18 protein-coding genes, 2 pseudogenes and 1 riboswitch are annotated in these 23,416 nt (G+C 74.3%); of the genes and pseudogenes, 14 read left to right on the top strand and 6 right to left on the bottom strand.

The genetic code is table 11. From position 1 onward, the window contains the following. Window positions 1-29 precede the first annotated feature (29 nt). The 5 genes from gcvH to MN205_RS19590 all read left to right on the top strand — a co-directional run bounded on the left by gcvH (window position 30) and on the right by MN205_RS19590 (window position 3,135). Window positions 30-416, top strand: coding sequence for a glycine cleavage system protein GcvH (gene gcvH / locus MN205_RS19610; protein WP_242130131.1), 387 nt, complete (start codon window positions 30-32; stop codon window positions 414-416). 166 nt (window positions 417-582) lie between these two features. Then, a complete protein-coding gene (locus MN205_RS19605) occupies window positions 583-1,107 on the top strand; it encodes an FHA domain-containing protein (RefSeq protein WP_305037247.1) in 525 nt (174 codons plus the stop codon). A gap of 44 nt (window positions 1,108-1,151) precedes the next feature. Then, the gene (locus MN205_RS19600; protein ID WP_255820864.1) at window positions 1,152-1,847 is read left to right on the top strand and encodes a MerR family transcriptional regulator; all 696 of its coding nucleotides are present in this window, start codon (window positions 1,152-1,154) and stop codon (window positions 1,845-1,847) included. A 69-nt stretch (window positions 1,848-1,916) separates the two neighbouring features. Then, window positions 1,917-2,399, top strand: a complete 483-nt coding sequence (locus tag MN205_RS19595) for a bifunctional nuclease family protein (protein ID WP_242130128.1) — start codon at window positions 1,917-1,919, stop codon at window positions 2,397-2,399. A gap of 130 nt (window positions 2,400-2,529) precedes the next feature. After that, window positions 2,530-3,135, top strand: coding sequence for a MerR family transcriptional regulator (locus MN205_RS19590; RefSeq protein WP_374115992.1), 606 nt, complete (start codon window positions 2,530-2,532; stop codon window positions 3,133-3,135). Window positions 3,136-3,197: 62 nt separating this feature from the next. Here the strand turns inward: MN205_RS19590 and MN205_RS19585 are convergent, their stop codons facing one another. Together MN205_RS19585 and MN205_RS19580 are read right to left on the bottom strand one after the other, a co-directional pair. Next, the gene (locus MN205_RS19585; RefSeq protein ID WP_242130126.1) at window positions 3,198-3,920 is read right to left on the bottom strand and encodes a hypothetical protein; all 723 of its coding nucleotides are present in this window, start codon (window positions 3,918-3,920) and stop codon (window positions 3,198-3,200) included. Between the two features lie 153 nt (window positions 3,921-4,073). Beyond that, the gene (locus tag MN205_RS19580) at window positions 4,074-4,859 is read right to left on the bottom strand and encodes a ParA family protein (RefSeq protein WP_242130124.1); all 786 of its coding nucleotides are present in this window, start codon (window positions 4,857-4,859) and stop codon (window positions 4,074-4,076) included. A 250-nt stretch (window positions 4,860-5,109) separates the two neighbouring features. Beyond that, window positions 5,110-5,200, top strand: a riboswitch (glycine riboswitch). A gap of 73 nt (window positions 5,201-5,273) precedes the next feature. On the opposite strand from MN205_RS19580, the gene gcvP reads away from it, so the two are divergent. After that, window positions 5,274-8,174, top strand: a complete 2,901-nt coding sequence (gene gcvP, locus MN205_RS19575; RefSeq protein WP_242130122.1) for an aminomethyl-transferring glycine dehydrogenase — start codon at window positions 5,274-5,276, stop codon at window positions 8,172-8,174. 24 nt (window positions 8,175-8,198) lie between these two features. On the opposite strand, the gene MN205_RS19570 is transcribed toward gcvP, so the two are convergent. Beyond that, window positions 8,199-9,602, bottom strand: a complete 1,404-nt coding sequence (locus tag MN205_RS19570) for a glucose-6-phosphate dehydrogenase (protein WP_242130121.1) — start codon at window positions 9,600-9,602, stop codon at window positions 8,199-8,201. Between the two features lie 138 nt (window positions 9,603-9,740). Here MN205_RS19570 and MN205_RS19565 point away from each other — a divergent pair, with 138 nt between their 5' ends. Next, the gene (locus MN205_RS19565) at window positions 9,741-10,241 is read left to right on the top strand and encodes an NfeD family protein (protein ID WP_242130120.1); all 501 of its coding nucleotides are present in this window, start codon (window positions 9,741-9,743) and stop codon (window positions 10,239-10,241) included. Beyond that, complete coding sequence (locus MN205_RS19560) at window positions 10,241-11,353, top strand: SPFH domain-containing protein (protein ID WP_242130119.1); 1,113 nt, start codon at window positions 10,241-10,243, stop codon at window positions 11,351-11,353. Before MN205_RS19565 ends, MN205_RS19560 begins: the two co-directional genes overlap by 1 nt. A gap of 13 nt (window positions 11,354-11,366) precedes the next feature. Here MN205_RS19560 and MN205_RS19555 read toward each other — a convergent pair whose 3' ends face one another. Further along, on the bottom strand, window positions 11,367-11,921 hold the full coding sequence (locus MN205_RS19555; RefSeq protein WP_242130237.1) for a hypothetical protein: 555 nt from the start codon (window positions 11,919-11,921) through the stop codon (window positions 11,367-11,369). 86 nt (window positions 11,922-12,007) lie between these two features. On the opposite strand from MN205_RS19555, the gene MN205_RS19550 reads away from it, so the two are divergent. After that, complete coding sequence (locus tag MN205_RS19550) at window positions 12,008-12,823, top strand: MBL fold metallo-hydrolase (protein WP_242130118.1); 816 nt, start codon at window positions 12,008-12,010, stop codon at window positions 12,821-12,823. A gap of 54 nt (window positions 12,824-12,877) precedes the next feature. On the opposite strand, the pseudogene MN205_RS19545 reads toward MN205_RS19550, so the two are convergent. Continuing rightward, window positions 12,878-13,929: pseudogene (locus tag MN205_RS19545) on the bottom strand (alpha-L-arabinofuranosidase C-terminal domain-containing protein); the annotation flags it as partial. Between the two features lie 528 nt (window positions 13,930-14,457). On the opposite strand from MN205_RS19545, the gene MN205_RS19535 reads away from it, so the two are divergent. Further along, window positions 14,458-15,549 (top strand): arabinan endo-1,5-alpha-L-arabinosidase, encoded by a 1,092-nt coding sequence (locus MN205_RS19535; protein ID WP_242130115.1) that lies wholly within the window; start codon window positions 14,458-14,460, stop codon window positions 15,547-15,549. A 112-nt stretch (window positions 15,550-15,661) separates the two neighbouring features. On the opposite strand, the gene MN205_RS19530 is transcribed toward MN205_RS19535, so the two are convergent. After that, window positions 15,662-16,489: an aldo/keto reductase gene (locus tag MN205_RS19530; protein ID WP_255820850.1), complete on the bottom strand. Its 828-nt coding sequence runs from the start codon at window positions 16,487-16,489 to the stop codon at window positions 15,662-15,664. 111 nt (window positions 16,490-16,600) lie between these two features. Here MN205_RS19530 and fdh point away from each other — a divergent pair. The 4 genes and pseudogenes from fdh to MN205_RS19505 form a co-directional block, all read left to right on the top strand. Then, window positions 16,601-19,846, top strand: a pseudogene (fdh, locus tag MN205_RS19520) (formate dehydrogenase); the annotation flags it as partial. Between the two features lie 290 nt (window positions 19,847-20,136). Beyond that, window positions 20,137-21,276, top strand: a complete 1,140-nt coding sequence (locus tag MN205_RS19515; protein WP_242130111.1) for a 4Fe-4S dicluster domain-containing protein — start codon at window positions 20,137-20,139, stop codon at window positions 21,274-21,276. Then, complete coding sequence (gene nrfD, locus MN205_RS19510) at window positions 21,273-22,466, top strand: NrfD/PsrC family molybdoenzyme membrane anchor subunit (RefSeq protein WP_242130110.1); 1,194 nt, start codon at window positions 21,273-21,275, stop codon at window positions 22,464-22,466. Before MN205_RS19515 ends, nrfD begins: the two co-directional genes overlap by 4 nt. A 19-nt stretch (window positions 22,467-22,485) precedes the next feature. Continuing rightward, window positions 22,486-23,379, top strand: a complete 894-nt coding sequence (locus MN205_RS19505) for a formate/nitrite transporter family protein (protein WP_242130108.1) — start codon at window positions 22,486-22,488, stop codon at window positions 23,377-23,379. Window positions 23,380-23,416: the final 37 nt, after the last annotated feature.

The following is a 23,416-nucleotide window of genomic DNA, read 5'->3' as shown; positions in this document are numbered from 1 at the left end:
GGGCCCCACGACGAGGAGCGAGACGCCCCATGGCCTCCAGCGTGCCCGAGGACCTGCGCTACACCGCCGAGCACGAGTGGGTGCGCGCCGAGGACGGCGGCACGGTGCGCGTGGGCATCACCGACCACGCCCAGGACGCCCTGGGGGACGTGGTGTACGTCTCCCTGCCGGCCGAGGGCGAGACCGTCACGGCCGGAGCGGCGTGCGGCGAGGTGGAGTCCACCAAGAGCGTCAGCGAGATCACGGCCCCCGTCAGCGGGGTCGTCGCCGCGCAGAACCCGGGCCTGGAGACGCGCCCGGACCTGGTGAACTCCGACCCGTACGGCGAGGGGTGGATGTTCACCGTGACCGTCTCGGACCCCGCGCAGCTGGACGGCCTGCTGGACGCGGAGGGCTACCGCTCCCACGTCGGCTGAGGCCGTCCGCGAGGGGTGTTCCCCCGTCCGGGGGAGCGGCGTGCACGGGGAGTGTGGAGCCGCTTCCCCGCCCCGGCTAGGCTGGCGATCAGCGTCAGGAGCGGGCCGTGCCCGCCGCGGAGGACCGCGGCGGCGTGCCGTCCGCGGTGTTGCGAGAGGTGGTGCGATGTCTCCGTCGGGCACGTCTCCGGAGGAGGGGGCGATCCCCGGGCCGGGAGCGGACGAGCGTCCCGCCGACTCGACGATGTCCTTCGCGGGGCTGGCCGCCCCGGAGGTCCACGAGGCCGTGGAGGGCGGCCTCAGCGGCGACGACCTGGCGGCCGTGGAGGCCCTGCCGCGCGGTTCCGCGCTGCTGGTGGTGCGCCGCGGGCCGAACGCGGGCGCGCGCTTCCTGCTGGACGCGGAGAGCACCTCGGCCGGCCGGCACCAGGACAGCGACATCTTCCTCGACGACGTCACCGTCTCCCGCCGGCACGCGGAGTTCCTGCGCGCGCCGGACCCGGCGTCGGGTCCGGGCTTCCGGGTGCGCGACGTCGGCAGCCTGAACGGCACGTACGTCAACCGCGAGCGCATCGACGACGTCCTGCTGCGCGCGGGGGACGAGGTCCGGATCGGCAAGTACCGGATGGTCTACCACCCGAGCCCGCAGTCGTCGCCGGCCGCGCCGGGTGGGGGCGGGCGGACCGCGTGAGCGCAGCGGCCTCGCGGGCGGCCTTCGACCCGGACGCGCCGCGCATGACCATCGGTGAGGTGATGGCTCTGCTGGCGCCGGACTACCCCGACGTGACCATCTCCAAGATCCGCTTCCTGGAGGAGCAGGGCCTGGTGGAGCCGCGGCGCACCGCGGCCGGCTACCGCAAGTTCTCCTCCTCGGACGTGGACCGCCTGCGGTACGTGCTGACCGCCCAGCGCGACCACTACCTGCCGCTGCGCGTCATCCGCGAGAACCTGCAGGCGATGGACCGCGGCCTGCAGGCGCCCGAGCACCCGGCGGCCTCCCCGCGCGTGCCCGAGGCGGTGGGGGCGCCCGCGGCCCAGCGCTTCGACGGCAGCGCGGCGCAGCTGCGGCTGACGCGCGCCGAGCTGCTGCGTGAGAGCGGGGTGGACGCCGAGCTGCTGGACGCCCTCGAGGGGTTCGGGGTGCTCGCCCCGGTGCCCGGCGGCCCCTGGTACGACGGCGAGGCGCTGGAGGTGCTGCGAGCGGCCGCCGCGCTGGCGGCGCACGGCATCGAGGCGCGCCACCTGCGCGTGTTCCGCACGGCCGCCGACCGCGAGGTGGCGCTGGCCGAGCAGGTCGCCGCCCCGCTGCGGCGGCAGCGCTCGGTGGACTCCGCCGCCCGCGCCGAGGAGGTCGCGCGCGAGATCGCCGCCGCGTGCCTGCGCCTGCACACCGCGCTGGTGGCCGGCGCCCTGGAGCGCGCCACGAGCTGACCGCCGCCGGGTCGGCGCGGCACGGGGTGCCACCCGCCGCGACGGCCTCCGGGGGAGTACGGTGAGGGTGTGCGTGCGCTCGATGTCATCGGCGTCCGGGTCGAGATGCCCTCCAACAACCCCATCGTGCTGCTGCGCGAGCGGGACGGGGACCGTTACCTCCCGATCTGGATCGGGGCGCCCGAGGCGAGCGCCATCGCCTTCGCCCAGCAGGGCGTGGTGCCACCCCGGCCCCTGACCCACGACCTCCTCAAGGACGTCGTCGCGGCCCTGGGCCGGCGGCTGGAGGAGGTGCGCATCGTGGAGGTGCGCGACAACGTCTACTTCGCGGAGCTGGCGTTCGACGGCGGCGCGACGGTGAGCTCGCGCACCTCGGACGCGATCGCGCTGGCGTTGCGGGTCGGCTGCCCGATCGTGGGGGCCGATGAGGTCCTGGACTCCGGCGGCGTGCCGGTGCCCGACGAGGACGAGGACGAGGTCGAGAAGTTCCGCGAGTTCCTCGACCACATCACCCCGGAGGACTTCGAATCCGGTTCCGGGCCGGAGCGGTGAGCGGATCCGTGGGCGGCGCGCCGCGCGCCTCGTTGACGCTCCGCGGGTGCGACTCTACGGTCAGTTGACAGGACGCTCCCGGTCGGCACGGCATCGACGATCGGACCGGGGCGATGAGGAGGAGGCCGGCGTGAGCAGAGGCGAGGCAGACGCGGACGCGGAGTCGTCGCGCGGCAGGAAGCCGGTGCCCTCGCAGGGTCTCCTGTTCGCCGAGGACCTGCCGGACCTGGACGAGGAGGTCGGCTACCGGGGCCTGACGGCGTGCAAGGCCGCGGGGATCACGTACCGGCAGCTGGACTACTGGGCCCGCACGGGGCTGGTGGAGCCGAGCGTGCGCAGCGCCACGGGGTCCGGGTCGCAGCGCCTGTACGGGTTCCGCGACATCCTCGTGCTGAAGGTGGTCAAGCGGCTGCTGGACACCGGCGTCTCGCTGCACCAGATCCGCACGGCGGTGACGCACCTGCGCGAGCGGGGCGTGGACGACCTGGCGCAGATCACCCTGATGAGCGATGGCGCCAGCGTGTACGAGTGCACCTCCGCCGATGAGGTCATCGACCTCGTCCAGGGCGGGCAGGGCGTGTTCGGCATCGCCGTGGGCCGGGTGTGGCGCGAGGTCGAGGGGGAGCTGGCGTCCCTGCCCAGCGAGCGCCTCGCCGAGCGCACCGAGGTGGCCGCATCGGCGGTGGTGCTGGCCGACGAGCTGAGCGCCCGGCGTCGCGCCCGCGAGGCGGGCTGACGGCTCCACGGCGAACGCGGCGGTGCCNCCGCCGCGTTCCCGGGGTCCCGCGGCAGCAGGGGTCAGTCGAGCAGGTGCGCGTGGGGCAGGGCCTGGCGGGCGAAGGGGTCCACGACCCAGTCGTGGCTGTCGGGCAGCCACAGCACCGCCGCCAGCAGCGCGTCCGCCCACGCCGACAGCAGGACCTCCAGCGGTGCCCGCCAGGAGTGCTGGTAGGCGTCGCCGACCTCGTCCAGGACGAGCTGCTCCACGACGGCGCTGGAGGAGCCCAGCCGCACGGCCAGCAGTTCCTCGTCGCGCGCGAACAGCGGCAGCAGACCGGGCGGGGCGCCCGGTCCGGGGCCCTGACCGGTGGCGCGGCGGACCGCCTCCTCCAGGCCCAGCGGCACCCAGCCGCCGGGGCCGACGGTGGGGCGGCTCGCGCGGTAGCGGGTGCGCACGGGGTCCACGCCACCGACCGAGCGCCACCAGGCGCGGGCGCCACGCGGCACGAGCAGGCCGAGCTGGTGCTCGACCGCGTCGAGCGCGGCCTCGTCGACCCCGGGCAGGAGGCGGGTGGCGATGTCCGCGCCGGCGCGCGTCCACCGCGCGCGCAGCACGTCCACGAGCTGCAGGACGCGCGTGACCTCGGCGTGCTCCTCACCGGTGCGCAGCAGGGCCGCCGAGCCCGAGCGCTGCGGCACGGGCAGCGCGGGGGCGTGCGGGGTGGTTGCGGTGCCGGGCGCCGGCGTGGTCCGGGCGGCACGCACGAGGCGGGGTCGGTCGGTGGGGGCGTTGGGCGTCACGGAACCTCCTCGGACCCGCGGCGACGCGGGGTGGTGCTGATCGGTGCGCACGTGGGGGTCGTCCCGCACCGTCAGCGCACGGTAAGCGATGTCGCCCTCTCGTGCACTTCGACGCCTGAGCTGCTTCTCAGGTTCCACCCAGTCTCGCGCCCATCACCCGCTGCGACGAGCTCGAGCGGGTCGCGAGGCGAGCAGGACGTCCAGCACGGTGTCGAACTGCGCGGCGACCCGGCGCGCCGCCACGGCTCGCAGGGCGTGCAGGGGCTTGCCCGAACCCTGCGACTGCGGGACCGCCACCCGGTCCGGCAGGGGTTCCAGGAGGAGGTCGCCGAACAGCGAGCGCAGCTCCTCCAGCCGGAACCGCTGCTCGCCCGAGCGCGGCGAGTAGCGGTTGACGAGCACCCCGGCCACCCGCGGGCCGGAGCGCAGCGCCCCCACCTCGTCCAGCGTGCGCCCCACGGCGGCCACCGAGAACCGGCTGGCGTCGGAGACCACGAGGACGGCGTCGCTGGCGCGCCACGCCGAGCGGGTCAGCCCGCCCAGCGACGGGGGGCAGTCCAGCAGCGCCAGCTCGTGGTCGTCGAGCTTGCGCAGGGCGCGCCGCAGCCCGTCGAGGTCGGCCTGCTCGTGGTCGGGCGCGTCCAGCCGCGCGGAGGCGGCCGATCCGCTGACCACGTCGAGCAGGCCGGGGTGGTCGTCCACCCAGCCGCTGGGCGCCACGGCGGACTCGGCGACCCGCCGCTTCGGGGTGCGCAGCACCGCGGCGACGTCGTGGGACCGCTGCGCCGTGACGTCCAGGCCCGACGTGGCATCGGCCTGCGGGTCGAGGTCGACGACGAGGGTGCTGACGGAGCGGTGCAGGGCCGCGGAGGCGACCCCCAGGACCACCGACGTCTTGCCGACGCCACCCTTCGCGCTGCAGACGGCCACGGTGATCACCGCGTGAGGATACAGGTCTCACGAGTACGGGATCGCCCGTGCCGCAGGGTGATCGGTGCTCGCACGACCCGTCGCGCGGATCGGGCGAGGGCCGCGGGACCGTTCCCGGCGGGTTGCGGGAGGGGTGCGGGAGGGGTGCGGGAGGGGTGCGGGCGGGTTGCGGGCGGGTTGCGGGCGGGTTGCGGGAGGGGTGGTCACGGCCACCCGTGGCCCGCACCCGTGGCCTACAGTGGCGGCGGAAGCTGGCTGCGCATCCCGCGCGGGAGAGACCCCGGTCCGGCCGGGGCGCCGAAGGGGCAACATCCCCGGAACCTCTCAGGCGGAAGGACCGCGGGGGACAGGCCGCTCTGGAGGTGCCGCTGCGCGCACCGACAGACGGGGGCGTCCCGACCGCCGCGAACCCCCGGAGTCCCCGTGACCGCCACCGCACCCGCCGGCACCACCACCACTGCGCCGCCCGCTCTCGACGCGCCCGGGCCGCTGCCGTTCAGCGCCCGCCACACCGGCCCCGACGCCGGCGAGGCCGCCCGGATGCTCGCCGCCGTGGGTGTCGCCGACGCCGAGGAGCTCGTGCGCCGCGCCGTGCCCGCCGGGATCCTCGACGCGCCCGGTGCCCTGGACCTGCCGCCGGCGCTGGACGAGTCGTCGGTGACGGCGGCCCTGCGCGAGCTGGCCGGGCGCAACCGGGTGGTGCCCTCGATGATCGGGCTGGGCTACCACGGCACCCGGACCCCGGCGGTCGTGCGGCGCAACGTGCTGGAGGACCCGTCCTGGTACACCGCGTACACCCCGTACCAGCCGGAGATCTCGCAGGGCCGCCTGGAGGCCCTGCTGAACTTCCAGACCGCGGTGGCCGACCTGACGGGCCTGGCCGTGGCGAACGCCTCCCTGCTGGACGAGGGCACCGCCGCCGCGGAGGCGATGGCGCTGGCCCGGCGGGTCTCGAAGGCACCCGCCGGGGCGGTGTTCGCCGTGGACGCGGACGTGCTGCCGCAGACGCTGGCGGTGCTGCGCACCCGCGCGGTGCCGGTGGGGATCGAGCTGGTGACCGTGGACCTGGACGCGCCGGACCCGCTGGGGGTGCTGGGGGAGCGGGCGCTGTTCGGCCTGCTCGTGCAGTACCCCGGCACCTCCGGGCGCGTGCGCGACCTCGAGGCGGTCGTGGCCGCCGCGAAGGGGCGCGGCGCCGTGGCCGTGGCCGCGGCCGACCTGCTGGCCCTGGCGCTGCTGCGGGCGCCCGGCGAGTTCGGCGTGGACGTCGCCGTCGGCTCCGCCCAGCGCTTCGGGGTGCCGATGTTCGCCGGCGGCCCGCACGCCGCGTTCATGGCCGTGCGCGCCGGGCTGGAACGCTCCCTGCCCGGCCGGCTGGTGGGCGTGTCGAAGGACGCCGACGGCGCCCCGGCGTACCGGCTGGCGCTGCAGACGCGCGAGCAGCACATCCGCCGCGACCGGGCCACGAGCAACATCTGCACCGCGCAGGTGCTGCTGGCGGTGATGGCCGGCTGCTACGCCGTGCACCACGGCCCGCGGGGCCTGCGCGCGATCGCCGCGCAGGTGGCCGGCACCGCCGCCCGGGTCGCGGCCTCGCTGCGCGCCGGCGGCGTGGAGGTCGTGCACGAGGAGTTCTTCGACACCGTCCTGGCCCGCGTGCCCGGCCGCGCCCGCGAGGTCGTCGCCGCGGCGCTGGCGGCCGGGGTGAACCTGCGGCTCGTGGACGGCGACCACGTCGGCCTCACCTGCGACGAGACCACCACCGCGGAGCACGTCTCCGCGGCCCTGACCGGTTTCAGCCTGCCCCCCGCCGGGGACGCGCCTGCCCACGCGCTGCCGGCGCCGCTGCTGCGCACCTCGCCCTTCCTGACCCACCCGGTGTTCTCGAAGCACCGTTCGGAGACGGCGATGCTGCGCTACCTGCGCCGCCTGTCCGACGCCGACTACGCCCTGGACCGCGGGATGATCCCGCTGGGTTCGTGCACGATGAAGCTGAACGCCACCACCGAGCTGGAACCGGTGTCCTGGCCGGAGTTCGCCGACCTGCACCCGTACGCACCGGCCGACCAGCTCGCCGGCACCGCGCAGCTCGTGGCCGACCTGGAGCGCTGGCTGGCGGAGGTCACCGGCTACGACGCGGTCTCGCTGCAGCCGAACGCCGGTTCGCAGGGGGAGTTCGCCGGGCTGCTGGCGATCCGCGCGCACCACCGCTCCCGCGGCGAGGCGCACCGCACGGTCTGCCTCATCCCCAGCTCCGCGCACGGCACGAACGCCGCCAGCGCCGTCATGGCCGGCCTGCGCGTCGTCGTCGTGGCCTGCGACGGCGACGGGAACGTCGACCTGGACGACCTGCGCACCAAGGTCTCCGAGCACGCCGACGACCTCGCCGCGATCATGGTGACGTACCCGTCCACGCACGGGGTGTACGAGGAGTCGATCCGCGAGGTGTGCGCGCTGGTGCACGACGCCGGCGGCCAGGTGTACGTCGACGGCGCCAACCTCAACGCCCTGGTCGGGCTGGCCCGGCCGGGCCGGTTCGGCGCGGACGTCTCGCACCTGAACCTGCACAAGACGTTCTGCGTCCCGCACGGCGGCGGTGGCCCCGGCGTCGGGCCGGTCGCGGTGCGCGCCCACCTGGCGCCGTTCCTGCCCGCCACCTCCCCGGACGCCGACCCCGAACGCGTCGGCATGGTCTCCGCCGCACCGTTCGGCTCCGCCGGGATCCTGCCGATCTCGTGGGCGTACGTGCGGCTCATGGGGGCCGACGGGTTGCGCGCCGCCACCGTGCAGGCCGTGCTCAGCGCGAACTACGTCGCCGCACGGCTGCGGGAGGCGTACCCGGTCCTGTACCGCGGGCCCGGCGGCCTCGTGGCCCACGAGTGCGTCCTGGACCTGCGCCCGATGACGAGGGCCACGGGCGTGACCGTCGAGGACGTCGCCAAGCGGCTCATCGACTTCGGTTTCCACGCCCCGACGATGTCGTTCCCCGTCGCGGGCACCCTCATGGTCGAGCCGACCGAGAGCGAGGACCTCGCCGAGGTCGACCGGTTCTGCGACGCGATGCTCGCCGTCGCCGCCGAGGTCCGCGAGGTCGAGCGGGGCCGCTGGGCGGTGGCCGACTCCCCGCTGCGGCACGCCCCGCACACCGCCGCGTCCCTCGCGGGGGATTGGGACCACCCCTACACCCGCGAGGAGGCGGTGTACCCGGGCGGGCTGGACCCGCGCGCGAAGTACTGGCCGCCGGTGCGCCGCATCGACGGCGCGACCGGTGACCGCAACCTCGTGTGCTCCTGCCCCCCGCTGGAGGAGCTCGCGGAGGGCTGAGCGGACCGGCGGCGCGCCGCGCCGTCAGCGCCCGTCCGCCCCCGCCAGGGCGGGCGGGCCGTCGGGGCCGTCGCTGCCGGCGGCGTACTCCTGCAGCGGCGCCGCTCCGTGCTGCCACGCCGCCAGGACGGGCTCGACGATGCGCCAGCCCTCCTCCGCCTCGGCCGCGTGCGCCGACAGCCGGGTGTCGCCGGCGAGCACCGCCAGCAGCAGCTGCCCGTAGGGGCCCGGTTCCTGCCGGGCCAGGTCGGCGCCCATCTCCACGGCCTCCAGCTCGAACGGGTCGCCGGCGCCGTTGAGGTCGAAGCGCAGCGAGACCCGGTCGGGGTCCAGCTGCAGGCGCAGCTCGTTGCGGTGCGGGCGCGGACCCTCGAACACCGCGTGCGGCACCTCCGCGAAGCGGACGACCACCTCGCGCCGGTCCGCGCCCAGCGCCTTGCCGGTGCGCAGCCGGAACGGCACGCCCGCCCAGCGCCAGGTGTCCACGTGCAGCACCACCTCGGCGTACGTCTCGGTGCCGCGATCGGCGTCGACGCCGGTCGCGTCGACGTAGTCGCCGACCTCCCGGCGGCCGTGGCGGCCGTCGACCGTGCCGGCGGTGTACCGCCCGCGCGCCGTGCAGCGGCCGACCTCGTCCCCGTCCAGCGCGCGCACCGCGCGCAGCACGTCGACCTTGCGGGCGCTGAGGTCCGCCGGGCGCATCGACTGGGGCGGTTCCATCGCCACGTACGCCAGCAGCTGCAGCAGGTGGTTCTGCACCATGTCCCGCAGGGCGCCGGAGCGGTCGTAGTAGCTGGCGCGGGACTGCGCGTCCACGGTCTCGTCGAACACGATGTCGACGGACTCCACGTGCGTGCGGTTCCACACCGACTCGAAGAGGCGGTTCGCGAACCGCAGGCCCAGGACGTTCAGGACGGTCTGCTTCGCCAGGAAGTGGTCCACGCGGAACGTGCGGTCCTCGGGCACGACCCGTCCCAGCGCGGCGTTCAGGCGGCGGGCGCCCTCCAGGTCCTGCCCGAACGGCTTCTCCACCACGACCCGCGCGTGCTCGGGCAGGCCGCACTCGCCGAGCGCGGCGACGACCCGCTCGAACAGCACGTGGGGCAGGGCCAGGTACACCACGACGGGCTCGCCGTCGCCGGCGCGCTCCAGCGCGGCGCGCAGCACCTGCGGGTCGGTGACGTCGCCGTGGACGTACGCGGCGGTACCGGACAGCTGCTCGCGCACCTCCTCCGGGGCGTCACCCGCACCCTCGGCCAGGGCCCTGCGCACGTGGTCGCGGAAACCCCCTTCGTCGAGGTCGTCCTGGGCGACGCCCACCAGCCGCACCCCGTCGGGGTGCAGCGGGGCGACCTGCGCCAGGGCGGGCAGCAGGTACCGGGCGGTCAGGTCCCCGGTGGCGCCGAGGACGACGAACTGGGCGGTCACGGGTGCTCCTCACTGTCGTTCGGCTGCGTCCGCGCCCCAGCACACCAGCCGCGCGCCCTGACCGCGCGCCGGGACCCGCGACGACACGCCCGCCGGCGGCCCACCGCCCCGGGGTGGCGCCCTAGGATCGGCAGGGGGGTGGTCGTCGTGGGGTGGCTGGAGGACCTGCTGGACCACGCGTGGCTGCTGTGGATCGCCGCGGCGCTCGTCCTGGGCATCCTCGAGCTGACCGCCCTGGACCTGGTGTTCGCGATGCTCGCCGGCGGTGCGCTGGCCGGGGCGCTCGCCGACGCCGCGGGCCTGGGGTACGTCGGCCAGGTCCTGGTGGCCGCGGCCGCCGCAGCGATGCTCGTCGGCACGGTCCGCCCGGTGCTGCTGCGCCGGCTGCGGATGCCCCCGGCCGGCACCACGAACGCGCCCGCCCTGCTGGGCCGCCCGGCCCTCGTGCTCACCGACGTCACCGTGCGCGGAGGCACCGTCAAGCTCGTCGGGGAGACGTGGTCGGCGCGCTCGGCGTCGGCCGGTCAGGCGTTCACCTCGGGCGAGGACGTCGTCGTGGTCGCCATCGACGGCGCCACGGCCGTCGTCGGCCCGCCCGCCCCCGCCGCACCGCCCGCCCCGCCGGAGGAGAAGCCCTGATGGACACCGTGACGGACACCGTCGTGACGATCGTCGTCCTCGCCCTGGTCCTGCTGTTCGTCGCGATCGTCATCGCCCGGACCATCCGCATCGTGCCCCAGGCCACGGCCGTCATCGTGGAGCGGCTGGGCCGCTACTCGCGCACCCTGGACGCCGGCCTGCACTTCCTCGTGCCGTTCATCGACAAGGTCCGCGCCACCGTGGACCTGCGTGAGCAGGTCGTCTCCTTCCCGCCGCAGACCGTCATCACCTCCGACAACCTCGTCGTCAGCATCGACACCGTCATCTACTACCAGCCGACCGACCCCAAGGCGGCGACCTACGAGATCGCCGACTACATCCAGGCGATCGAGCAGCTCACCGTCACCACCCTGCGCAACGTCGTCGGCTCCCTGGACCTGGAGCAGACCCTCACCAGCCGCGACCAGATCAACGGCCAGCTGCGCGGTGTGCTGGACGACGCCACCGGGCGCTGGGGCATCCGCGTGAACCGGGTCGAGCTGAAGGCCATCGACCCGCCGGCCAGCGTGCAGGACTCCATGGAGAAGCAGATGCGCGCCGAGCGCGACCGGCGCGCGGCCATCCTGAACGCCGAGGGGCTCAAGCAGTCGCAGATCCTCACCGCCGAGGGGGAGAAGCAGTCGCAGATCCTGCGCGCGGAGGGTTCCGCGCAGGCCGCGATCCTGCGCTCGCAGGGCGAGGCGCGCGCCATCACCCTGGTCTTCGACGCCATCCACCGCGGCGACCCGGACCCGAAGCTGCTGGCCTACCAGTACCTGCAGACGCTGCCGCAGATCGCCCGCGGCGACGCCAACAAGCTGTGGATCGTGCCCAGCGAGCTCAACGACGCGCTCAAGGGGTTCGGGGCGATGTTCAACGCCCACGGCGGCTCCGGCCCCGACGGGTCAGGCGGGGACTCCGCACCGCGGCGCCGGCCCGAGGGCGAGGCCCCGGCGGCCGGTTTCGAGGAACCCGTCCTGGAGGACCCGGCGGAGGCGCTGAACCGCGCCCGTGCCGAGGCCGCCGGCGCCACCCGGGACGCCGAGGGCGCCACCCGCGCGGCCGGTGGTGCCCGTGGTTCCGGTGGCCTGCCGCCGCAGGGCGGCTCCTGACGCGCCCCGGCCGTTACCCGGCCTGCGGCGGGACGGCGCTCGGCCGCCCGCCGTCGCCGCCCGGCCCCAGGGCCTCCAGGACGGCGGCCCGGCGCAGCGCTTCCAGCTCCGCGGCCTGCCGGTCGGCGCGGTGCACGAGCTCCTGCAGCTCCTCGGCGTCCAGCCGTGAGTCGCTCAGCGCCAGCTCCCGCAGCGAGCGCCACAGCGCCCCCTTGCCCTGCACGCCGAGCGAGAGCATCTCCAGCTCGACCACCGAGCTCAGCGGGGAGCGGCGCAGCAGGCGGCCGTTCGTCTTCAACGTCCCCAGCGCCTCCCCGGCCCGCCCCAGCACCTGCAACCGGCGGTCTGGCTCGACGCCCAGCGTCCGCAGGAGGCGGGTCAGCGTGCGGCGGTCCTCGTCGACCTCGGCGGTCAGGCGCCCCAGGACGTGGCCGGCGTCCGTGCCGCGGTGGCTGCGCGCCGCGCGGGCGAACCGCGCCCGGCCGGCCGTGGCCCCGGCCAGGTGGTCGTTGAGGTAGATCGCCAGCAGGTGCTGCCGGTCCGGCGGGGGGGTGCGCTCGTCGTCCACGCCGGTGCACTACCCGCGGCGGGCGCCGGGAAACCGTTCCCGCCCCGGGGCGGTTCCCGGAGCCGCCGGCGGGGTAGGGGAGTGCCGTGGAGCCCAGCGACCGGGAGCTGTCCCTGACCTTCATCGGCACCGCGACGACGCTCGTGCGCTACGGCGGGCTGACGCTGCTGACCGATCCGAACTTCCTGCACCGGGGGCAGCGCGCCTACCTCGGCAAGGGGCTGGTCGCCAAGCGGCTCACCGAGCCGGCCCTGGGCGTCGAGGACCTGCCGCGGCTGGACGGCGTCGTGCTCTCGCACCTGCACGGCGACCACTTCGACCGTGTCGCCCGCCGCGGACTGCCCCACGACGTCCCGCTGCTGACGACGCCGCACGCCCGTCGCCGCCTCGCCGGCCGCCACGGCTTCACCGACGTCACCGGTCTGGACACCTGGGACTCCCGCACGCTGGTGCGCGACGGGGTGCAGGTGCGGGTGACGGCGGTGCCCGGCCGGCACGCGCCGGGACCGTGGCAGCGGCTGCTGCCACCGGTGATGGGCAGCGTGTGGGAGTTCGGCCCGCCCGGTGCGCGTGCCGAGTTCACCGTGTACGTCTCCGGGGACACCCTGAACGTGCCGGAGCTGCGGGAGATCCCCCTGCGCCACCCCGAGGTGGACCTGGCCGTGCTGCACCTGGGCGGTACCACCCTGCCCGGTGGCCTGGTGGTCACGATGGACGGCGTGCAGGGCGCCGACCTGCTGCAGGTCGTCGACCCGGTGCACGCCGTCCCGGTGCACGTGGACGACTACCGCCTCTTCCGCTCGCCGCTCTCGCACTTCCGCGGCGAGGTGGAGCGCCGCGGGCTGGGGGAGGTCGTGAAGTACGTGGCGCGCGGGCAGACGGCGGTCTTCCCCGCCCGCTGACCCGCCCTGCGCCGGTGCCGCCCGCTCCGCCGGGCGGGCGGCACCGGGACCGCCTCAGCGGGGGGCGATGCGCAGGAACGTCACCGAGTGCGCCGGGAAGTCGCGGGTGAAGACCCGCTCGATGCCGTGCACGGTGCTGGTGACCGGCTGCACGGGCTGCGACTCGCGGGTGTTCTCCGCGGCCGGGTCGCCGGTGATGACGGTCGTCTCGGCGGTGGTGCCGCGCACCTCGATGCGCGGGTCGTAGGTGCGGCCGGTCTCGATGGTGCCCGGTTCGAGGGCGAGGGCCTCCTTCGCGCCGCCGGTGGCCTTCTCCACCGCCCCCTGGGTGCCGTTCCAGCCGCCGAGGTTCCACCAGTGGTGGTCGCCGCCGCTCTGCACGCCGAAGCCGACGAGGAAGCCCTCGTCACCGGCGGTCTTCGTCGCCTCCAGCGTCACGTCGTAGTCGGTGGAGCCCAGGTCGCCGGTGCGCACCAGGGTGTTCTCGACCGTGGTGTCGGTCTGCTCGTAGGCGCCGTCGGTCACCGCCCAGGTGCCCGTCCCCGTCACCGGGGACCACTGCCCGGCGCCGTCCGAGAAGTCGTCGGAGAACAGGGTCCGCCCGTCGGGGGTGGTGACGCGCACGTCGTCGCAGCGGGCCGCGGTGCGCCAGGTGGACAACCCGACCCCGCCGGCGATCGGTTCGACGGGCACCACGCCACCGGTGGCGGTGCTCGGCACGACGCTGTCGCCCACGTTGGTCATGAAGAGCTTCTGCACCTCGTAGCTGGCCGAACCCCACGACTCCTCGCCGTCGAACCAGATGCGGCCGCGACGGCGTCGCGGAAGACCGCGAAGTTCTCCGCGTACTCCTCGGGCAGGTCCTCCTCGTTGCCGATGCCCAGGTGGGTCAGGCCGAACGGCTCGGGGTGGCCCATCTCGGCGCGGACCCGGCCCCGGGTGGAGGTGGCCGGGCCGTTGGCGAACTCGATGAGGTCCAGGGTGTCCTGCACGTGGCGCTGCAGCAGTTCGGGGTCGTCGGTGGCCTGGTTCTGCCCGCAGCCGGTGAGCAGGGCCGGTACCACTGGCAACGGCATCGCACCGATGTCCTCGGCGAACTGGGAGTACCCGTCCCCGCGCACCTGGACCCGGAACTGCCCGGACAGCGCCCGGCCGTCGTCCCCGGTGAGCGCCAGCGTCAGCGGTGTGCCGCCGGTCGCGTCGCTGCGGGCCCACACCGACACGTCGTACAGCTCACCGGCCTGCACCGCCGTGCCGTCGCTGAAGCCGGCGTTCGTCACGCCGTAGGTGCCGCGCGTCCCGCTCGCCAGGTCCAGGCGCAGGTACGTGCGGTCGCGCTCGTTCAGGCGGCCGGCGCCAGGGCTGCGCGCGAGGAGGAGGTGGGCACGGGGGATCCTTCCGGGACCGGTGCCGTCCCGGAGGTGGACGTGCTGCACCGCAACGGGTGGGGGTCGCGTGGCGGTCCGCGCGCAGCGGTGCGCGCCTCGGGTCACCGGTGGCGTGCCGTTCAACCTAGGTAGCGCACAGCGACGGGGTCAAGTGTTCCGGAGCGGACTTGTGCAACGTTGTAGTCGCGGGGCATGCTGCGCAGGTCACCCGTCCGGGTGCGCTCGACGACGAGCAGGAGGAAACCCGTGCCCCGATCCACCACCGGCGACGAGACGGCGCCCGCGCGGCGCCGCCGCCGCACCTCCCTCGCCGCGTCCGCCGCCGCCCTGTGCCTGCTGGCCGGTGGCGCGACCGCGAACGCCGCCGGGCACCACGGCCCGCCGCCCAGCGGCAAGCTGCCCATGAGCGGGGACACCGGCGACTACGAGGCCGGGGTCGTGGACGACCCCGCGCACGACCCCACGCTGTTCAGCGACCGCGGCACCTACTACGTCTTCTCCACCGGTGTGGCGAACCCCGACGACCCCGGCGGGATCTTCGTGCGCAGGTCCACCGACCTGGCCGGTCCGTGGGAGTCGGTCGGGGCGATCGAGCTCCCGGAGTGGACGAGGGCGTACGGCGTCGGTCACCTGTGGGCCCCCCACGTCGTGCAGCGCGGCAACACCTTCTACCTGTACTACTCGGCGTCCTCGTTCGGGTCCAACAACTCCGCCATCGGCGTGGCCACCACCCGCACCCCGGGCGACCTGGACAGCTGGGTCGACCACGGCCCGGTGCTGCGCTCGGACACCGACGACGACTTCAACGCGATCGACCCGCAGGTCTTCTCCGACGGTGGCCAGTGGTACATCGCCTTCGGCTCCTTCTGGACCGGGGTGAAGATCCAGCGGCTGGCGGACATGTTCACCCCCACCGGGCCCGTCATCGACCTGGCCAGCAACCCGGTCGACCCGCCCAACGCCATCGAGAACCCGCAGGTCTTCAAGCGCGGCGGCTACTGGTACCTCACCGCCTCCTGGGACTTCTGCTGCCAGGGCGTGAACAGCACCTACAAGACCGTCGTCGGTCGCTCGAAGAGCCCCACCGGCCCGTTCGTGGACCGCGAGGGCCGGGCCATGACCGACGGCGGCGGCACCCTGCTGCTGGGCTCCCGCGGGAACCAGGTCGGCACCGGCGCCCTCGACGTGCTCAACGACCGCGGTCGCACCTACGCGGTGCACCACTACTACGACGCGGCCACCGGCGGCACCATCCGCATGCAGATCCGCGAGGTGGAGTGGCGGGACGGCTGGCCGTACTTCAGCTACGGCCCGGGCGACGGCGCACCGGCGTCGTGAGGCCGCCCGGGCGAGCCGACCGCGGCTCCCCGGGCCCGCGCGGCCGGCGTCCACCGGGGCGCCGGNGGCCGCCGCGGCGCAGCGCGGCGGCCGGCCCGGGCACGGGGGTGGATCAGCCGGGCACGTAGTCGAAGGTGTCCGGGTTCGGGCCGGTGCGGCCCTCCTCGCCCTTGTCCAGGGCGCCGATCGCGACCACGTCCTCGCCGCTGAGCTCGAAGTCGAACAGGGCGAAGTTCTCCTCGATGCGCGCCGGCGTCGTCGACTTCGGGAAGACGATGTCGCCGCGCTCCACGTGCCAGCGCAGCACGACCTGCGCGGGGCTCTTCCCGTACCGCTGCGCGATCTCCGTGATGACGGGGTCGCCGAGGACGGCGCCCTGCGCGATGGGCGACCACGCCTCCACCGCGATCTGGTGCTCCGCACCGGCCCGGCGCACCTCGTCGTTCGTGAAGTACGGGTGCACCTCGACCTGGTTGACCGCGGGCACGACCGTCGTCTCGTCCAGCAGGCGGCGCAGGTGGTGCGGCTGGAAGTTGGACACGCCGATCGAGCGCAGCCGACCGTCGCCGTGCGCCTCCTCCAGCACCCGCCAGGTGGAGGCGAAGTCCCCGCCGTACCGGGTGGGCAGCGGCCAGTGGATGAGGAACAGGTCCAGGTAGTCGGTCTCCAGCGCCGCCAGCGACTCGTCGATCGCCCGCCGGGCGGCGTCCGGCTCGTGGAAGCCGTTGTTCAGCTTGCTGGTGATCCAGACGTCGGCGCGGTCCACGCCGGCGTCGCGCACGCCCTGGCCGACCTCCCTCTCGTTGCCGTACATCTCGGCGGTGTCGATGTGCCGGTAGCCGACCTCCAGGGCGCGGCGCACCGCCTCGGCGGTCTCGGCGGGCTCGATCTGGTAGACGCCGAAGCCCAGCTGCGGGATCTCGCGGCCGTCGTTGAGCATGATCGTGGGCACTGCCACGGGGGCTCCTCCTCAGTCGTCCGGTGCTGTCGCGCAACACGCTGGTCCCCGCTGCACGCGCGCGCCACCGGAACCTGCCGTATGGTCCGGGCCATGGGGTTGAAGACCTTCATCGAGGGCTGGCCGGTCTACCGGCAGCTCACGGGCGACGATCCACTGGGACGCGGTGCCGCGTCGCAGTCGAAGCGGTCCGCGACGCTGACGCCGCGCACCGCCGAGGCCGACCGGGTCGCGAAGTCCGTGTGCCCGTACTGCGCCGTCGGCTGCGGGCAGCGCGTCTACGTCAAGGACGAGCGGGTCACCGCGATCGAGGGCGACCCCGACAGCCCGCACTCGCGCGGGCGGCTGTGCCCCAAGGGCGCCGCCAGCGAGCAGCTCGTCAACGGCGACTCCCGCCAGACGAAGGTCCGCTACCGGGCGCCGTTCGCGACCGAGTGGACCGACCTCGACCTCGACACCGCGATGGACATGATCACCGACCGGGTGATCGACGCCCGTCGGCGCGGGTGGCAGGACGCCGACGACCACGGCAACAAGCTCAACCGCACGATGGGGATCGCCAGCCTGGGTGGCGCCACGCTGGACAACGAGGAGAACTACCTCATCAAGAAGCTCTTCACCGCGATGGGCGCCATCCAGGTGGAGAACCAGGCCCGTATTTGACACTCCGCCACGGTGCCCGGTCTGGGTGCCTCGTTCGGTCGCGGTGGGGCCACCGGTGACCTGCAGGACCTGAGCAACGCCGACGTCATCGTCATCCAGGGCTCGAACATGGCCGAGTGCCACCCGGTCGGGTTCCAGTGGGTGATGGAGGCCAAGGCGCGCGGGGCCAAGGTCATCCACATCGACCCCCGCTTCACGCGCACCAGCGCGCTCGCGGACACCTACGTGCCGATCCGCAGCGGCACGGACATCGTGCTCCTCGGGGCGATCATCAACCGCGTCCTGACGCAGGAGCGTGACTTCCGCGAGTACGTGCTGAACTACACGAACGCCTCGTGGATCGTCAGCGAGGACTTCCAGGGGCCCGAGGACCTCGACGGGCTGTTCTCCGGGTTCGACCCCGAGACCCGCTCGTACGACACCGACTCCTGGCAGTACGCCGGCTCCGAGGAGCACGGCCAGGAGGAGGAGGAGACCAACCGCTCCTCCGACAGCGAGACCGGCCAGTCCATGGGGTCCGGCGGCGCCCCCGTCGACCACCAGCAGATCCAGCGCGACGAGACCCTGCAGAACCCGCGCACGGTCTGGCAGATCCTCAAGCGCCACTTCGCGCGGTACACCCCGGAGATGGTCGCCGAGGTCTGCGGCGTGCCCACCGACGTCTTCGACGACGTCGCCGAGGCGTGGATCTCCAACTCCGGCCGCGAGAGGACCGGAGCGCTCGTCTACAGCGTGGGCTGGACCCAGCGCGGCACCGGTGTGCAGTACATCCGCACCGGCGCGATCCTGCAGCTGCTGCTGGGGAACATGGGCCGTCCCGGCGGCGGGATCATGGCGCTGCGCGGCCACGCCAGCATCCAGGGCTCCACGGACATCCCCACGCTGTACAACCTGCTGCCCGGGTACCTGCAGATGCCGCACGCCGAGCGCCACCCGGACCTGCAGACCTACGTGGACAACATCAAGGGCACGAACCAGAAGGGCTTCTGGGGCAACGCCGACGCCTACACCGTCAGCCTGCTCAAGGCGTACTTCGGCGACAGCGCCACCGCGGAGAACGACTACCACTTCGACGACCTGCCCCGCATCAACGGTGACCACGGCACCTACGGCCAGGTCATGGACATGATCGCCGGGGGGAAGATCTTCGGGTACTTCCTGCTGGGCCAGAACCCGGCGGTCGGCTCGGCCAACGGCCGCGCCCAGCGACTGGGCATGGCGAACCTGGACTGGCTCGTCGTGCGCGACCTCGTCATGATCGAGAGCGCCACCTTCTGGCAGGACGCCCCGGAGGTCGGCACCGGCGAGATCATCCCGGAGGAGTGCCGCACGGAGGTGTTCTTCCTGCCCGCCGCCACCCACGTGGAGAAGGAGGGCACCTTCACGCAGACGCAGCGGCTGCTGCAGTGGCGCGAGAAGGCCGTGGAGTCCCCGGACGACGCGCGCAGTGAGCTGTGGTTCTTCTACCACCTGGGCCGGCGCATGCGGGAGAAGTTGGCCGGCTCCACCGACCCGCGCGACCGCCTCCTGTTCGACATGACCTGGGACTACCCGGTGCACGGCGAGCGCGACGAGCCCGACGCCCGCGCGGTGCTCAAGGAGATCAACGGCTACGACGTCACCAGCGGTGAGCTGCTGCCCGGGTACACCGCCCTCAAGGCCGACGGCAGCACCTCCAGCGGGTGCTGGATCTACTCCGGCGTGTACGCCGAGGGCGTCAACCAGGCCGCCCGCCGCAAGCCCGGGCGCGAGCAGTCGCTGCACGCGCCCGAGTGGGGCTGGGCGTGGCCGATGAACCGCCGCGTCCTGTACAACCGCGCCTCGGCCGACCCCGACGGCAAGCCGTGGAGCGAGCGCAAGGCGCTGGTCTGGTGGGACGAGGACGCCGGGATGTGGACCGGCGACGACGTGCCCGACTTCGAGGCCACCAAGGCGCCCTCGTACCGGCCGCCGGAGGGCGCCACGGGTGTGGAGGCCCTCGCGGGCGACGACCCCTTCGTCATGCAGTCCGACGGCAAGGGCTGGCTGTACGCGCCCAAGGGCGTCGTCGACGGCCCGCTGCCGGCGCACTACGAACCCGCCGAGTCGCCGTTCCGCAACACCGTCTACACCCAGCAGCAGAACCCGGCACGGGTGATCTACACCAACCACCTCAACGAGGTGCACCCGAGCCCGCCGGAACCGGGCGACGACGTGTTCCCGTACGTGTGGACGACCTCGCGCCTCACCGAGCACCACACGGCCGGCGGCATGAGCCGGTTCCTGCCGTACCTGGCGGAGCTGCAGCCCGCGCTGTTCATGGAGGTCTCCCCGGAGCTGGCGGCCGAGCGCGGCCTGCAGCACCTGGGGTGGGCGCACGTCATCACCGCGCGGGCCGTGGTGGAAGCGCGCGTCATGGTGACCGACCGCCTGGCCCCGCTGAAGGTGCAGGACCGCGTGGTGCACCAGATCTGGCTGCCGTACCACTGGGGAGCGGCCGGTCTGACGACCGGTGACGTCGTCAACGACCTGGCGCACATGACGGTCGACCCCAACGTCCACATCCAGGAGTTCAAGGCCGGCACGTGCGACGTGCGCCCGGGCCGCCGGCCCCAGGGGCGCGGGGCGCTCGACCTCGTCGACGAGTACCGCGTGCGCGGCGGGGTCACGATGGCCACCGGCAGCGTCGCGGTCACCCAGCAGTACCTGGACGGGCAGATGGCCCGCGGCGAGCAGGCCGTGGCCGGTGGCACCCCCGCGGGCACGGGGGAGCACCCCGAGCTCATCGAGAAGGTGCTGTCGGTGCGGCACGACATCCGCTCCCGGCCCGGGCAGCCGCAGCAGGAGGGCGTCGACGGCCGCGCCCTGGTGCTGGGGGACGGACCGCGCGCGGCCGCCCGCAGCGCCGACGAGGACCGTGACGACCGGGCGGACCGGGCTGACGGGGACGGCGCCGGCGACGGCGGGGAACAGGGGAGGGAGATCTAGTGGTCTCGGCGAACAGCCTGTCCGGACGACTGGAGGACCCCGCCCGCGACGCGGGGTACGTCGACCCGCCACCGCGCAAGGGCTTCTTCACCGACACCTCGGTGTGCATCGGCTGCAAGGCCTGCGAAGTGGCGTGCAAGGAGTGGAACGCGGTGCCGGAGGACGGCATCGACCTGCTCGGCATGTCCTACGACAACACCGGTGGGCTGGGGGCGGACTCCTGGCGCGCGGTCGCCTTCATCGAGCAGTCCCGCCCGGTGGGGAACCAGACGGCCCCCTTCGCCTCGGCGGCCACCGGCCACAGCGCGGAGCAACTGCAGCAGGACACCGTCGCCGCCGGCATCGACGTGTTCGACGAGGCGTCGCGCCTCGGGACCGGCGTGCCCGGCGGTCAGCCGCTGGCGGACGTCGCCGCGGACGCGACCGGCGGCTGCGGGTCGGGCGGCGGTTGCGGTTGCGGCACCCAGGCGTCCGCCACCACGAGGGCCTCCGGGACCGCGGAGCAGGGCGAGCAGTTCCTCGGCATGCCGGGGATGCTGGCGCCCGCCGCGCTGCCCGACCGCGACGGCCGGCAGTCCATGCGCTGGCTGATGATGTCCAACGTCTGCAAGCACTGCACCCACGCCGCCTGCCTGGACGTGTGCCCCACGGGGTCGCTGTTCCGCACGGAGTTCGGCACCGTGGTGGTGCAGGAGGACATCTGCAACGGGTGCGGGTACTGCGTGTCCGCCTGCCCCTACGGCGTCATCGACAAGCGCGAGGTCGACGGCCGGGCCTGGAAGTGCACCCTGTGCTACGACCGCCTCGGCGAGGGGGACACGCCGGCCTGCGCGAAGGCGTGCCCGACGGAGTCCATCCAGTACGGCGACCTCGACGAGCTGCGCGAGCGGGCCGAGAACCGACGGCAGCAGCTGCACGACGTGGGTGTCACCGAGGCGCGCCTGTACGGGCACGACCCGGACGACGGCGTCGGCGGCGACGGGGCGTTCTTCCTGCTGCTGGACGAGCCGGAGGTGTACGGGCTGCCCCCGGACCCCGTGGTCACCACCCGAGACCTGCCCTCGATGTACAAGCACATGGCGGTCGCCGCCGGGGCGATGGTCCTGGGCGTCGTCGCGGCGGCGGTGGGGCGGCGATGAGCGAGCAGCCGCAGATGAAGGGCCTGCGGCCGGAGCCGCTGCCCTCCCAGGCCACCCCGCACCAGGCCGGCCAGCCCGACCGGCCCGGCACCGACCCGGTGGGCGGGCAGGCGGCGCGCATGTGGAGCGCCGGCATGGGGCGCCGGCGCCAAGAGGGCGGCAAGCGCCGCCGGGGTGACGTCAACGCCGTCGTCCCCGAGGCGGAGTTCCGCTCCTACTACGGCCGCGCGGTGCTCAAGCCACCGGTGTGGGAGCACGACATCGCGTACTACCTGTTCACCGGCGGGCTCGCCGCGGGCAGCTCGATGCTCGGCGCGGTGGCGAACCTGCGTGGGGACGTCGGCGCCCGCCGCGGCCTGCGGCTGACCGCCCTCGGGGCGGTCGGAGCCAGCGCCTACTTCCTCATCGCCGACCTGGGCCGGCCCGAGCGCTTCTACCAGATGCTGCGCGTCGCCAAACCCACCTCGCCGATGTCCGTGGGCACGTGGATCCTCTCCGCCTACGGGCCGCTGGCGGGAGCCGCCGCCGTCTCGGAGGTCGCCCCGCTGCTGCCCCGGCACGGTGTCCTCGGCCTGGCGCGCAAGGTCGCCGGCCCGGCCGGCGCCCTCGCCGGCGCGGGAGCCGCCCTGACCGCCCCGCTGCTGGCCACCTACACCGCGGTGCTGTTCGCCGACACCGCCGTGCCGAGCTGGCACGAGCCCTACCGGGAACTGCCGTTCGTGTTCGCCGGCAGCGCCCTGGCCAGCGGTGCCGGTGCCGGGATGCTGCTGGCACCCCTGGCGCAGGCCGGCACCGCCCGCACCGCCGCCGTGATCGGCGCCGGCCTGGAACTGACCGCGGCCCACCGGATGGAGAACGAGCACGGCCTCGTCAGCGAGCCGTTCCACACCGGGCGTCCCGGCAGGTTCCTGAGGACCGCCCGCGCGCTGACCCTCGCCGGTGCCGCCGGCGCGGTCCTGGGCCGCCGCTCGCGCCTGCTGTCCGCCGCCGCGGGCGCGAGCCTGCTGGCCGGGTCGCTGCTGACGCGCGTGGCCGTCTTCGAGGCCGGTGTGGCCTCCACGAAGGACCCCAAGTACGTCGTCGTCCCCCAGCGCCAGCGCCTGCGGGACCGCGGCGCGCTCGAGCAGGAGGACCACCGCGCCGAGGACGGGGGCGCGCAGCAGCACAGCGCCCCGGAGACCCGCACCTAGCAACACCCCGGGAGGGACCGTGGCGTTCAAGTCACCCGACCAGATCGCCGTCGCCGCAGTGGCGGCGGGGGAGAAGAAAGCGCACCTGAGCGTCGGCAAGCTCCTCGTGGGCGGGTTCCTCGCCGGTGCCTACATCGGCATCGCCGGCCTGCTGGCCGTCGACGTCAGCGCCGGCATGGACCGGGCCATCTGGGGCGGTGCCATCACCCTGGTGACCGGCGCCGTGTTCAGCCTGGGCCTGATCCTCGTCCTCATCGCCGGCTCGGAACTGCTCACCGGGAACATGGCGCTGGTGCCGATGGCGCTCATGCGGCGCAAGACCACCTGGGGGCGCCTGGCCCGCAACTGGGGCCTGGTGCTGGCCGGGAACCTGGTGGGCTCGCTGTTCGTGGCCTACTTCCTCGCGGTGCAGACCGGGGTGATCGGCGGCCCCGGCGCCGAGGACGGCACCACAGCCGCCGCGACGTTCGAGCGGTTGTCGTCCATCGCGTCCGGCAAGGCCCTGGCCGAGAGCAACCTCGAGGTGTTCCTGCGCGCCGTCGGCTGCAACTGGCTGGTCTGCCTGGCGGTGTGGATGTCGCTCGCGGCGGAGGACATCGCCGGCAAGATCCTCGCGATCTTCTTCCCCATCACCGCGTTCGTCGCCCTCGGGTTCGACCACGTCGTCGCCAACATGTTCTTCCTGCCCGCCGCGTACTGGGCCGGGACCCCGGGTCTCGGCTGGGGCGACATCCTCACCAACTGGCTGTTCGCCGGGCTCGGCAACGCCATCGGCGGCGCGGTGCTCGTCGGGGTCGCCTACTGGTTCCTGTACCTGCGCGGCACGCCGCAGGACGCGCCGAAGGCGGCCGGCGGTTCCGACGACTCCGCCACGGCCGGCGCCCCGCGCGGCAGCGGCCGCGACGCCCCCTGATCCCCACCCCGTCGACCCACGCCCCGACCCCGCGGTG

The sequence above is a fragment of the Kineococcus sp. TRM81007 genome (assembly GCF_022669155.1).
Classification (GTDB): domain Bacteria; phylum Actinomycetota; class Actinomycetes; order Actinomycetales; family Kineococcaceae; genus Kineococcus.
The sequence above is the reverse complement of the archived record's forward strand: the minus strand, read 5'-3'. Positions and strand labels throughout refer to the sequence as shown.

Bases quoted from the DNA above. Each gene is read 5' to 3' on its own strand.
- MN205_RS19600 (WP_255820864.1), top strand. From the start codon at position 1,152: ATGACCATCGGTGAGGTGATGGCTCTGCTGGCGCCGGACTACCCCGAC.
- MN205_RS19560 (WP_242130119.1), top strand. From the start codon at position 10,241: ATGGACACCGTGACGGACACCGTCGTGACGATCGTCGTCCTCGCCCTG.
- MN205_RS19605 (WP_305037247.1), top strand. From the start codon at position 583: ATGTCTCCGTCGGGCACGTCTCCGGAGGAGGGGGCGATCCCCGGGCCG.
- nrfD (WP_242130110.1), top strand. From the start codon at position 21,273: ATGAGCGAGCAGCCGCAGATGAAGGGCCTGCGGCCGGAGCCGCTGCCC.
- gcvH (WP_242130131.1), top strand. From the start codon at position 30: ATGGCCTCCAGCGTGCCCGAGGACCTGCGCTACACCGCCGAGCACGAG.
- MN205_RS19530 (WP_255820850.1), bottom strand. From the start codon at position 16,489: ATGCTCAACGACGGCCGCGAGATCCCGCAGCTGGGCTTCGGCGTCTAC.